This window comes from Streptomyces sp. NPDC101234 (assembly GCF_044767525.1).
GTDB classification, from domain to species: Bacteria; Actinomycetota; Actinomycetes; order Streptomycetales; family Streptomycetaceae; genus Streptomyces; species Streptomyces sasae.
In genome coordinates this window covers 34,469-45,826 of sequence record NZ_JBIWOA010000041.1, presented here as the reverse complement: position 1 = coordinate 45,826, position 11,358 = coordinate 34,469, and the positions used below count along the sequence as shown (strand labels likewise).

General features: G+C 70.6%; 11 protein-coding genes. 9 read left to right on the top strand and 2 right to left on the bottom strand.

What is annotated here, in order from left to right; translation table 11 throughout:
- Positions 1 to 89: 89 nt before the first annotated feature.
- From ACIRR9_RS46220 to ACIRR9_RS46200, 5 genes are all read left to right on the top strand, one after another.
- Positions 90 to 1,658, top strand: a complete 1,569-nt coding sequence (locus ACIRR9_RS46220; RefSeq protein ID WP_403765112.1) for a N,N-dimethylformamidase beta subunit family domain-containing protein — start codon at positions 90 to 92, stop codon at positions 1,656 to 1,658.
- A gap of 68 nt (positions 1,659 to 1,726) precedes the next feature.
- Positions 1,727 to 3,265: an ATP-dependent DNA ligase gene (locus ACIRR9_RS46215; protein ID WP_403765110.1), complete on the top strand. Its 1,539-nt coding sequence runs from the start codon at positions 1,727 to 1,729 to the stop codon at positions 3,263 to 3,265.
- Complete coding sequence (locus ACIRR9_RS46210; RefSeq protein WP_365345159.1) at positions 3,262 to 3,729, top strand: NUDIX domain-containing protein; 468 nt, start codon at positions 3,262 to 3,264, stop codon at positions 3,727 to 3,729. The genes ACIRR9_RS46215 and ACIRR9_RS46210 overlap by 4 nt, the downstream gene beginning before the upstream one ends.
- Before the next feature lie 75 nt (positions 3,730 to 3,804).
- Positions 3,805 to 5,190: an NADP-dependent succinic semialdehyde dehydrogenase gene (locus tag ACIRR9_RS46205; protein WP_403765108.1), complete on the top strand. Its 1,386-nt coding sequence runs from the start codon at positions 3,805 to 3,807 to the stop codon at positions 5,188 to 5,190.
- A gap of 24 nt (positions 5,191 to 5,214) precedes the next feature.
- Entirely contained in the window at positions 5,215 to 5,451 is a 237-nt protein-coding gene (locus ACIRR9_RS46200) for a DUF6213 family protein (protein WP_365345163.1), read from the top strand.
- 75 nt (positions 5,452 to 5,526) lie between these two features.
- Here ACIRR9_RS46200 and ACIRR9_RS46195 read toward each other — a convergent pair whose 3' ends face one another.
- Positions 5,527 to 6,189 carry a transcriptional regulator gene (locus ACIRR9_RS46195; protein ID WP_403765106.1) on the bottom strand — a complete coding sequence of 221 codons (663 nt, stop codon included), beginning with the start codon at positions 6,187 to 6,189 and terminating at the stop codon, positions 5,527 to 5,529.
- A 183-nt stretch (positions 6,190 to 6,372) separates the two neighbouring features.
- Here ACIRR9_RS46195 and ACIRR9_RS46190 point away from each other — a divergent pair, with 183 nt between their 5' ends.
- Genes ACIRR9_RS46190 through ACIRR9_RS46180 form a run of 3 tightly spaced genes read left to right on the top strand, consistent with a single transcriptional unit; the run spans position 6,373 to position 9,210 of the window.
- Positions 6,373 to 7,437 (top strand): type III polyketide synthase, encoded by a 1,065-nt coding sequence (locus ACIRR9_RS46190; protein WP_365345165.1) that lies wholly within the window; start codon positions 6,373 to 6,375, stop codon positions 7,435 to 7,437.
- Positions 7,434 to 8,681, top strand: coding sequence for a cytochrome P450 (locus tag ACIRR9_RS46185; RefSeq protein ID WP_403765198.1), 1,248 nt, complete (start codon positions 7,434 to 7,436; stop codon positions 8,679 to 8,681). The genes ACIRR9_RS46190 and ACIRR9_RS46185 overlap by 4 nt, the downstream gene beginning before the upstream one ends.
- 7 nt (positions 8,682 to 8,688) lie before the next feature.
- On the top strand, positions 8,689 to 9,210 hold the full coding sequence (locus tag ACIRR9_RS46180) for a cupin domain-containing protein (protein WP_403765104.1): 522 nt from the start codon (positions 8,689 to 8,691) through the stop codon (positions 9,208 to 9,210).
- Positions 9,211 to 9,296: 86 nt separating this feature from the next.
- Here the strand turns inward: ACIRR9_RS46180 and ACIRR9_RS46175 are convergent, their stop codons facing one another.
- Complete coding sequence (locus ACIRR9_RS46175; protein ID WP_365345171.1) at positions 9,297 to 10,523, bottom strand: acyl-CoA dehydrogenase family protein; 1,227 nt, start codon at positions 10,521 to 10,523, stop codon at positions 9,297 to 9,299.
- A 172-nt stretch (positions 10,524 to 10,695) separates the two neighbouring features.
- On the opposite strand from ACIRR9_RS46175, the gene ACIRR9_RS46170 reads away from it, so the two are divergent.
- Entirely contained in the window at positions 10,696 to 11,340 is a 645-nt protein-coding gene (locus ACIRR9_RS46170; RefSeq protein ID WP_403765102.1) for a TetR family transcriptional regulator, read from the top strand.
- The last annotated feature ends 18 nt before the right edge of the window (positions 11,341 to 11,358 follow it).

Here is an 11,358-nt window from a genome sequence, read left to right as displayed (position 1 = left end):
AGCCGGGCCCAGGAGGCCCAGGACAGTGATGACGCGGCGGGTCCGGGGAGCCCGGGACCGTGACGGTGAGCGGGGGCCTAGGAGGCGGTGTGGACGGTGTGGAGCGGCAGGAGTCGTCGTCCGTGCCCGGGGCCGGGCCCGCGCGCAGGCGGTTCCTCGGGCTGTGCGCGGGCGCCGGGCTCGGTGCGGTGGCCGCCTGTGAGCGATCGGCCTCGGCCCGTCGGTCCGCGGCCCCCGACGCCCGGCTGCCCGAGGCGGAGCGCGACCGTCCGGGGACCGCCGACTGGCGCATCGGGTCCCTCGGTGCTCCCGACGCGATCGCCGGTTACGCCGACCGGGTGAGCGTGACACCGGGCGCGGAGTTCGGCCTGTCCGTCTCGACCACGGCCGCCGCCTTCCGGGTCTCGGCGCTGCGGGTCGGCTGGTACGGCGGGAAACAGGCCCGGCGCGTCTGGTTCTCGCCGCGCATCCCGGGCCGCGCCCAGCGGTCCCCCGCGATCCTCTCCGGCACCCGCACCGTGCGCGCCGACTGGCCGCGCACACTCACCGTGGACACGACCGGCTGGCCGGAGGGCGCGTACCTGCTGCGTCTGGAGGCCGAGAGCGGCCACCAGCGGTACGTCCCGCTCATCCTGCGCTCCACGCACGGTGCGGGCCGTACCGTCCTCCTGCACGCCCCGGCCACCTGGCAGGCGTACAACAGGTGGGGCGGGCTCAGCCTGTACGCCGGCTCCGACGGCAGCTACGCGGGCCGCTCGCTGGCGGTCACCTTCGACCGGCCCTACGACCAGAACGGCGCGGAGAAGTTCCTGGTCTACGAGTGGGCGGCGGTCGTGCTGGCCGAGCGGCTGGGCATTCCGCTCGCCTACACCACGGGGACGGACGTGCATACCGACCCCGGGGTGCTGGCCGGGGCCACCGCCGTCGTCTGCCTGGGGCACGACGAGTACTGGACGCCCGAGCAGCGCCGCCATGTCACGGCCGCCCGCGACGCGGGCACCAACATCGCCTTCCTCGGTGCCAACACCTGCTTCCGGCGCGTCCGGATAGAGGCGTCGGACAGCGGCCCCGGCCGAACCGTCGTCTGTTACAAGTCCTCGTACACCGCGGATCCCTGTTTCCCCGCCCGGCCCGCCCTGGTCACCACCGACTTCCGCGCGGCACCGGGCGCCGACCCGGAGTCCTCGCTCACCGGAGTGCTCTACGAGGGCTACCCGGTGGACGCCCCCTACGTCGTCACGGCGCCGGACCACTGGCTGTACGAGGGCACCGGAGTCCGCGCCGGCGAGGGCTTCGACCATCTCGTGGGCGTCGAGTACGACCGGGTCCTCCCCGGCACGGCCGCCCCCGGCCCGCTGGAGATCACGGCCCACTCCCCCCTGGTGTGCGAAGGCCGGCACAGCCACGGCGACTCGGCGTACTACACCGTGCCGAGCGGCGCCGGGGTCTTCGCGACCGGCACCATGCGCTGGGTGGAGGCCCTGATGGCGGCCACCGGCGACGGCAGCCGGCACCACGGCATGGACGCGGCCACCCGCGCCTTCGTCACCCGCACCACGGAGAACCTGCTGCGCGCCTTCGCCGAGGGCCCGGCGGCCCGCCACCGCCCGGCGCCACGCCCCAACGCCGCGCAGGTGTACGGCACCGCCCCGGCGTGACCCCCTCGCGGGCGCCGTGCGGGGGACGTACGGGTGTCGTCGGGCCCCGTCCGTAGCACCATGGCTGCATGCTGCTGACCCGGCTCGCCGAAGTGTCCCGGGAGGTGGCCGCCACCGCGGCCAGGTCCCGCAAGACCGCGCTGCTCGCCGAGCTCTTCCGGGAGACGGCCCCCGACGACGTGCCGGTCGTCATCCCCTACCTGGCCGGGCGGCTCCCGCAGGGCCGCCTCGGGGTCGGCTGGAAGGTACTGAGCCGACCGGTCGCGGCAGCCGCCGAACCGTCCCTCACCGTGCGCGAGGTCGACGCCCGCCTCACCGGTCTCGGCAAGGTCTCCGGACCCGGCTCGCAGGCCGAACGCGGCAGGATCGTGGGCGAGTTGATGGGCGAGGCCACGGCGGACGAGCAGCGCTTCCTGCTCGGCCTGATCACGGGTGAGGTACGGCAGGGCGCCCTGGACGCGGTGGCCGTGGAAGGGCTCGCGCAGGCGACGGACGCGGACCCGGCGGACGTCCGCCGGGCGGTGATGCTCGCCGGGTCGCTCCAGACGGTGGCCGAGGCGCTGCTGGCGGACGGCCCGCCCGCCCTCGCCCGCTTCCGTCTCACCGTCGGCCGGCCGGTGCTGCCCATGCTGGCGCAGACCGCCTCCTCGGTCGCCGAGGCGGTGGCGAAGCTGGGCGCGTGTGTGGTCGAGGAGAAGCTGGACGGCATCCGGGTCCAGGTCCACCGGGACGGCGACATGGTCCGGATCTTCACCCGCACGCTCGACGACATCACCGACCGCCTGCCCGAAGTGACGTCAGTCGCGCGGGAGTTGACGGGTGACCGGTTCATCCTCGACGGCGAGGTGATCTCCTTCGACGCCGATGGCCGCCCCCGTTCCTTCCAGGAGACGGCGGGCCGGGTCGGCTCCCGGGTGGATGTGGCGAAGGCCGCGGAGGAGATCCCGGTCTCTCCCGTCTTCTTCGACGCGCTCTCGGTCGGCGACCACGATCTTCTCGACCTCCCCTTCGCCGAACGGCACGCGGAACTGGCCCGGCTGGTCCCCGAGCCGATGCGGGTGCGCCGGGCGCCGGTGTCCGGGCCGGCGGACACGGCGGCAGCCGAGGAGTTCCTCACCGCCACCCTGGAGCGCGGTCACGAGGGCGTGGTCGTGAAAGCCCTCGACGCCCCCTACAGCGCGGGCCGCCGGGGCGCCGCCTGGCTGAAGGTCAAGCCGGTGCACACCCTCGACCTGGTCGTCCTGGCCGCCGAATGGGGCCACGGCCGGCGCACCGGCAGGCTCTCCAACCTCCATCTCGGCGCCCGCACCGCGGACGGCGGCTTCGCCATGCTCGGCAAGACCTTCAAGGGCATGACCGACGCGATGCTGGAGTGGCAGACCGCCCGGCTGAAGGAGCTGGAGGTCTCGGACAACGGCTGGGTGGTGACCGTACGCCCCGAACTCGTGGTCGAGATCGCCTATGACGGTCTGCAGCGGTCCTCCCGCTATCCGGCCGGAGTCACCCTGCGCTTCGCCCGGGTCGTCCGCTATCGCGAGGACAAGCGGCCGGAGGAGGCCGATACGGTGGAGACCCTGCTGGCCGCCCACCCGGAGGTACGGCGTTGACGGAGCCGAAGCGAAGCGCGGGACTGCTGTTGTTCCGGCATACCGGTGAGGGTCTTGAGGTGTTGCTCGGCCATATGGGCGGCCCCTACTTCGCGAAGAAGGACGCGGGTGCGTGGACCGTCCCCAAGGGCGAGTACGGGCCGGAGGAGCCCGCCTGGGCGGCGGCCCGCCGCGAGTTCCAGGAGGAGCTGGGCCTGCCGCCGCCGGACGGCGAGGCGATCGAGCTGGGCGAGGTCCGGCAGACCAACGGCAAGATCGTGACGGCGTGGGCGATCGAGGCGGACCTGGACCCGGCGGCCATCGCCCCCGGCACCTTCGAGATGGAGTGGCCACCGCGGTCGGGCCGGATCCAGGAGTTCCCGGAGCTGGACCGGGTCGCCTGGCTGCCTCCCGACCGGGCCCGTGAGCTGATCGTCAAGGCGCAGGCCGCGTTTCTGGACCGGCTGGCGGAGCACTCGGGCTGAAGGGACGCCCACGCGTTGCGGTCCCGAGAGCCGCGCGGGAAGGTCATAGCAAGCCCGCTCCCAGGGAGGTCAGCCATGCCCATCGCGACGGTCAACCCGGCGAACGGCGAGACGCTCGAAACGTTCGAGGCCATGGACGAGGACGAGCTGGAACGCCGGCTCGAACTCGCCGAGGCCACGTTCCGTACGTACCGCACGAGCACGTTCGCCGAGCGCGCCCGGCTGCTGCACGGGGCCGCGGACCTGCTGGACGGGGACCAAGAGGACATCGCGCGCACGATGACCACCGAGATGGGCAAGCCGGTCGAACAGGCCCGCGCGGAGGCCGCGAAGTGCGCGAAGGCGATGCGCTGGTACGCCGACCACGCGGAGGAACTGCTGGCCGACGAGGAGCCGGCAGAGACGGACGTGAAGGACTCGGGCGCGTCGCGGGTGCGGGTGCGCTACCGCCCCATCGGTCCGGTGCTCGCCGTGATGCCGTGGAACTTCCCGCTCTGGCAGGTGGTCCGGTTCGCCGCACCCGCGCTGATGGCGGGCAACGTGGGCCTGCTCAAGCACGCGTCGAACGTCCCGCAGACCGCCCTGTACCTGGAGGACCTCTTCCACCGGGCGGGCTTCACCGAGGGCTGCTTCCAGACGCTGCTGATCGGCTCCGGCGCGGTCGACGACATCCTGCGTGACGAGCGGGTGCGGGCGGCGACGCTCACGGGCAGCGAGCCGGCGGGCCGCGCGGTCGCGTCCACCGCCGGGGAGATGATCAAGAAGACGGTGCTGGAACTGGGCGGCAGCGATCCCTTCGTGGTGATGCCGTCCGCCGACATCGACCGGGCCGCGAAGACCGCGGTGACCGCGCGCGTGCAGAACAACGGGCAGTCGTGCATCGCCGCGAAGCGGTTCATCGTCCACACGGATGTCTACGACGCGTTCGCCGAGCGTTTCGTGGCGGGCATGGCGGCGCTGCGCATGGGCGACCCGATGGACGAGGGCACGGATGTCGGGCCGCTCTCCAGCGAGCAGGGCCGGAAGGATCTGGAGGAGCTGGTCGAGGACGCGAAGCGGTCGGGTGCTCAGCTGCTGTGCGGCGGGCAGCGGCCGGACGGGCCCGGCTGGTTCTATCCGCCGACCGTGCTCGCCGGGATCCACCGCGACATGCGGATCCATCACGAGGAGGCGTTCGGGCCGGTGGCCACGCTGTACCGGGCCGGGGACCTGGACGAGGCGGTGCTCATCGCCAACGACTCGCCCTTCGGACTGAGTTCGAACGTCTGGACGCGGGACGAGGCCGAGGTGGACCGGTTCGTACGGGATCTGGAGGCCGGTGGCGTGTTCGTCAACGGCATGACCGCCTCCCACCCGGCGTTTCCCTTCGGGGGTGTGAAGCGGTCCGGATACGGGCGTGAGCTGTCCGGGCACGGAATCCGGGAGTTCTGCAACATCACCACCGTTTGGCAGGGTGCGTGACGGTTACGCGGCTACGATCCGGGTGTGAACCGCGAAGTGACTCTGCCTCTGGTCGTCGACGACCGCGGTACCTTGCAGGTGGCTGCGGCCGACGTGAGTAAGTTGTTGCGGACCATGGGCGGGCGGTGGCTGCGGCTCGTGGAGGCCGGGGAGAGTGGGCTCGACGAGGACACGGTTGCCGCACTGACCATTGAGCTCGCGAAGCTTGCCGATCGGATCGACGTGGCTTGTATCGCCCATAGCAGTGGGCAGAGCAGCTGAGTTGGCGGGTGCGGGTGCATCGTGGCTGGTCGCGCCTACGCGGCGGTAGCCGCAAATCGATACAGCCCCGCGCCCCTACGTGAGTGTGCTGAGCGACGACCAGAACATCTCCTCGTATGCCTGGAGCAATCTCCCGTAGTCGTACACCCGCTTCTCGTTCAGGCGTCCTGACTCCAGTCCCGCCTGCACCGCCGCCTCTGCCTGCTCGTCCAGGGCCGGGGCCGGTTCTGCGAAGAAGTCGAAGAACGCGCAGGCCTCGTCCGTGAAGCCGTAGTGCTCGCGCAGACCCTGGGCGATGCGCGCGCAATACGTCCCCCATGTCGCGAAGTTGGCCGTGATGGCCAGGACCGCGTCCGTCGGGGCGGCGTTGAGGGCGAGCCAGGAGATGTACGCCGGGTACGCCTGGCAGCCCGGTAGGGGCTCGTACGCCTGCCTGCGCCGCTGATCCACTTCGCACGCCACCATGAACGCGCCCAGCCGCTCTGCCGCCAGTTCCTCGCCCTCGGCCAGCATCGTGAAGAACCCGGCGGCCGCCTGCTCCTCGTCGGCGCGCTGCGCCAGATGCAGGAACGCGCGCCGGTCGGCGGGGATCACCCGGTGTTGTTCCAGGGCCAGCGCGGCGAGTGTCTCCAGACTCGCCCGGCCGCTGGCGACGAGCGGGACCAATGGATTGGCGTCCGGGTCCGGGGCAAGCTCTGACCTGGTGGTTTTCAGCATTTCCGCGGCCGTGCCGGGCATCGCGTCCTCCTCGTCGAGGTACCTCTGTGCTGATCCGACCCTGACACGGGGTCACCGGTTCGGAGTAGTCCGGCGCGAGATCATCGCCCTCACGGGTGATCGTGAGGGAACCACCTCCTGAGGTGAACCACCTTCTGGCCGGCGGGCCCAAACCCGCCGGAAGGCTGAAAGCAGGCACGGTTCATGGCGACTTTGTGCAAGCCCTCAGTGTCGGTCCCGGAGTACGTGATCACGATGGAGGAGACGCTGGAACTGGCGCGCTCCCACCACGAGAACCACCCGCAGCTGCCATTGGCGCTGAGACTGATCGAGAACACGGGCGTTCGCACCCGGCACATCGTGCAGCCGATCGAGGAAACCCTCAAGCACCCCGGCTTCGAGGAGCGCAACAAGCTCTACGAGGTCGAGGCCAAGGCCCGGGTCCCCGCAGTCATCCAGCGGGCACTCGACGACGCCGAACTGCTCACCAGCGACATCGACGTGATCATCTACGTCTCGTGCACGGGCTTCATGATGCCCTCGCTCACGGCGTGGCTGATCAACGAGATGGACTTCGACTCCACCACCCGCCAGATCCCCATCGCCCAGCTGGGGTGCGCGGCCGGCGGGGCGGCGATCAACCGGGCGCACGACTTCTGCTCGGCGTACCCGGACGCCAACGCGCTCATCGTGGCCTGCGAGTTCTGCTCGCTGTGCTACCAGCCGACCGACCTCGGCATCGGCTCGCTCCTGTCCAACGGCCTGTTCGGTGACGGCATCGCCGCCGCCGTGGTCCGCGGCAAGGGCGGCGACGGCGTCGAGCTCGAACGCAACGGGTCGTACCTGATCCCCAAGACCGAAGAGTGGATCATGTACGACGTCCGGGCCACCGGGTTCCACTTCCTGCTGGACAAGCGGGTCCCGGCGACCATGGAGCCGCTCGCGCCGGCGCTCCAGGACCTGGCAGGACTGCACGGTTGGGACGCCTCCGACCTGGACTTCTACATAGTCCACGCGGGCGGCCCGCGGATCCTGGACGACCTCAGCAAGTTCCTCCAGGTCGATCCGCACGCGTTCCGGTTCAGCCGGGCCACGCTCACCGAGTACGGCAACATCGCCAGCGCCGTCGTCCTGGACGCACTGCGCCGGATGTTCGACGAGGGCGGTGCCGAGCACCGGGCGCGCGGACTGCTCGCCGGGTTCGGTCCCGGCATCACCGCGGAGATGTCGCTGGGTCGCTGGCGGCGTTCGGACGAAGGGGCGGACTGACCGAGATGACACTCACGGAACCACTCGACCCCGCCGACGAAGCTCCTGGCGAGGCCGCCTGTCCGGTCCGGCACTGGGAAGTGCCGGACCTGACGGGGGTGGACTTCGACCCCACCCTGGCCGAACTGATGCGGGAGGGTCCGATCACCCGGATCCAGCTGCCGAACGGCGAGGGCTGGGCGTGGCTGGTCACCGGGTACGACGACGTACGAGCGGTGGCCAACGACCCCCGGTTCAGCCGCGAGGCGGTGCCGGACCACCCGGTCACCAGGCTCGCCCCGCACTTCATCCCCGATCGCGGTGCGGTCGGCTTCCTGGACCCGCCCGACCACACGCGGCTGCGCCGCTCGGTGGCCGCCGCGCTCACCGCCAAGGGCGTGGAGCGGGTCCGGGAGAAGGCGCGCCGGATGCTGGACGAGCTCGTCGACGAACTCGTCCAGGACGGCCCGCCCGCCGATCTCACCGCGACGGTCCTGAGCCCGTTCCCCATCGCGGTGATCTGCGAGGTGATGGGCGTCCCGGCCGCCGACCGGCACACCATGCACCTCTGGACCCAGCTGATCCTGTCCTCCAGCCACGGCAAGGAGGTCAGCGAGCGGGCCAAGCGTGAGATGAGCGCCTACTTCGGTGACCTCATCGCGCTGCGCGACGGCAGTACCGGCGAGGACGTGACCTCCCTGCTCGGCACCGCCGTGGGCCGCCGTGAGATCACCCTGGAGGAGGCCGTCGGTCTCGCCGTCCTCCTCCAGATCGGCGGCGAGGCGGTCACCAACAACAGCGGGCAGATGTTCTTTCTGCTGCTCACCCGGCCCGACCTCCTCGACCGGCTGCGCACCGAGCCGGCGATCCGCCCCCGGGCGATCGACGAGCTCCTGCGCTACATCCCGCACCGCAGCGCGGTCGGGCTGTCCCGGATCGCCATGGCGGACATGGACATCAGTGGCGTACGGATCCGCGCGGGCGATGCGGTCTACGTCTCGTACCTGGCCGCCAACCGCGACCCGGAGGTCTTCCCGGACCCCGAGACGATCGACCTCGCCCGCAGTCCCAACCCGCACGTCTCCTTCGGGTTCGGCCCGCACTACTGCCCCGGCGGCCAGCTCGGCAGGCTGGAGGAGGAGTTGCTGGTCGACACCCTCCTCGACCGGCTGCCCGGGCTGCGGCTCGCGGTCCCCCCGGACCAGGTCCCCTTCAAGAAGGGGGCGTTGATCCGGGGGCCCGAGGCCCTTCCGGTGACGTGGTGAGCGCCCCATGACGGCGACCGAGGGACTCCTTGTGCCACCTGGTCATGGGCGTGTGGTCCACACGCCGGCCCAGCGCGTCACCTTCAAGGTGACGGGCACGCACTCGCGGAGCGCCTCCACCTTCGAGGTGGAGGTCCCGCCGGGCTTCGACGTGGGCGCTCATCTGCACACCCGCAGCGAGGAGTTGTTCTATGTGCTGGAAGGCGAGCTGGACGTCCTCGCCTTCGAGCCCCGCATCCGCACCCCCGACAACTGGCAGAAGTGGCAGTCGAGTTCGGGCAAAAAGGTGATGCGGGCGACCCCGGGCACGGTGATCGTCGTACCGCCCGGCTGCCCGCACGCCTTCGCCAACCCGACAAAGGCACCGGCGAGGATGTTCTTCCAGGCGTCTCCGCCGCCCGATCACGAGCGTTACTTCGAGGAGTTGCTGGAGATCCTGGGGAATGGTGGTCCCCCCGACCACGAGGCGATCGAGGCACTCCGGAAACGTTACGACATCGAGCAGCTGACGCCTTTGAAACTCCGGTGAGTGGATGCGCCCCAAAGGGGCGCGGGGAACTGCGCGACCAGCCACGACGCGCCCGCAGACCGTGTCGCGCAGCACCCCGAACGGCGCTACCGGATCGGCATCCCCGACAGCGTCCGGGCGATCACCAGGCGCTGGATCTCACTCGTGCCCTCGAAGATCGTGTAGATGGCCGCATCCCGGTGCATCCGCTCCACCGGGTACTCCCGCGTGTAGCCGTTGCCACCGAGGATCTGGATCGCCTGTCCGGTGACCTTCTTGGCCGTCTCGCTGGCGAACAGCTTCGACATCGACCCCTCGGCGGCCGTGAACTTCTTCCCGTTGATCGCCATCCAGGACGCCCGCCACACCAGCAGCCGGGCCGCGTCGATGGACGTACGCATGTCCGCGAGCTGGAAGGCCACGCCCTGGTTGTCGATGATCGGCCGCCCGAACTGCTCACGGGTCATGGCGTAGTCGAGGGCGACCTCGTAGGCGGCACGTGCCGTACCGACGGCCATCGCACCGACCGCGGGCCGGCTCGCCTCGAACGTCGCCATCGCCGCGTTCTTGACGCGCTCACCGCCCGACTTCGCCCGCTCCCGGGCCCGGGCCAGGCGCTCGTCCAGCCTCTCCTTGCCGCCGAGCAGGCAGGAGCCCGGCACGCGGGCGTTGTCCAGGACGACCTCGGCGGTGTGCGAGGCGCGGATCCCGTGCTTCTTGAACTTCTGCCCCTGGGCGAGTCCCGGAGTGCCCGGCGGGACGATGAAGGACGCGTGGCCCTTGGAGCCGAGCTCCGGGTCGACGACCGCGACGACGACGTGGACGTTGGCGATGCCGCCGTTGGTCGCCCAGGTCTTGGTGCCGTTGAGCACCCACTCGTCCTTGGCCTCGTCGTAGACGGCCCGGGTGCGCATGGAGCCCACGTCGGAGCCGGCGTCCGGCTCGGAGGAGCAGAACGCGGCGACCTTGACGTCGTTGGCGTCGCCGTACATCTGCGGGATCCAGGTGCCGATCTGCTCCTCGGTGCCGTTGGCGAGGACGCCGACGGCGGCGAGACCGGTGCCCACGATGGAGAGCGCGATGCCCGCGTCGCCCCAGAACAGCTCCTCCATGGCCATCGGGATGCCGAGGCCGGTGGGGTCGAAGTACTGCTGGGCGTAGAAGTCGAGGGAGTAGATACCGACCTTCGCGGCCTCCTGGATGACCGGCCAGGGAGTCTCCTCACGCTCGTCCCATTCGGCGGCCGCGGGACGAATGACATCGGCGGCGAAACCGTGCAGCCAGTCCCGGACCTCCTTCTGTTCGTCGTTGAGCTCCATGGTGAACTCGGCCATGACCCCTCCAGCGGCGGCGCATAATGTGTTACTAGCGGTAACCCGAGTCTGTTACTGGTCGGTAGGAAAAGTCAACTCCCGAGGTCACCTCGGCAGCCAGTTCGATACGGGATGGCTGTCAGGTGTTAGTTTGCGCGAGCAGTACCGAAACAGCACGGGGTGGGGAGAGCACATGGACACCACACAGCGGACCGAACAGCAGCGGTCCGCCGACCGCCGACGGCGCGAGCTGCTGGAGGCCGCCGACCGGGTGGTACTGCGCGACGGTCCACAGGCTTCCATGAACGCGATCGCGGCCGAGGCCGGCATCACCAAACCCATCCTCTATCGCCACTTCGGCGACAAGGGCGGGCTGTACGCGGCGCTGGCCAAGCGGCACACGGACGCGTTGCTGAACTCACTGCGGGCCGCGCTGGACGCTCCCGCGGAGCGCCGTGAGCGGGTCGAGGCGACCTTGGACACGTACCTCGCGGCGATCGAGGCGCGGCCTCAGGTGTACCGGTTCCTGATGCACCCTGCCGAGGGCAGCACGGGGTCCGAGCAGGGGTTCGACGTGGGCAAGCACTCGGCTCCGCTGCTGCGGAGGATGGGTGAGGAGCTGGCTCAGGTCATCGAGGACCGGCTGGATCTGGGGCCGAACAGCCAGCAGCTGGCCCGGGTGTGGGGGCACGGGATCGTCGGGATGATGCATGCGGCCGGGGACTGGTGGCTGGGGGAACAGCCGTGCTCCCGTGCGGAATTGGTCAAGAGCTTGGCTGATTTGCTGTGGGGGCGGCTGGCGGCGGCGGGGGACAAAATAGGCGGTCCGGGATTCTGAAGGGTTCGGTTTCGGCTG